This window comes from Vibrio sp. 03_296 (genome assembly GCF_002265885.1).
In genome coordinates this window covers 1-428 of the sequence record NZ_NPKW01000882.1, presented here as the reverse complement: position 1 = coordinate 428, position 428 = coordinate 1, and the positions used below count along the sequence as shown (strand labels likewise).

Here is a 428-nt window from a genome sequence, read left to right as displayed (position 1 = left end):
GTGGGTGGTAAAGGTGGCGGCCGTCCTGATATGGCACAGGCTGGTGGTACCAGATAGCTCGGCTCTACCTTCAGCTCTGGCATCTGTCGACGCGTGGATCGCTGAACGTCTTTAATTTATAAATCATAACGCTCAATCAAAGTTTTTTTGATGAGCGTATTTTTTGTGTCAACCAAGTGGTTTAATTGGCGGAAATTTAAACAGACCAATTAAACTGCTTGGTTTTTTATGTAACTACTGCGGAATATTTGTCAGATCAAATAGGAAGTGGTCCGAATGAGACTTTGGTCTTGGGAAGGTGAAGACTGGTGAAAAAATCCCTTATCGTGCAAAAGTTCGGCGGAACCTCTATGGGTTCGATTGAAAGAATTCATACAGTGGCTGAACACATCATTAAGGCGAAAAATGATGGTAATCAAGTTGTCGTT

Annotated in this window: 1 pseudogene; it reads left to right on the top strand. The window is 42.5% G+C overall.

What is annotated here, in order from left to right:
* Window positions 1-308 precede the first annotated feature (308 nt).
* A pseudogene (locus tag CIK04_RS28590) lies at window positions 309-428 on the top strand (aspartate kinase); the annotation flags it as partial.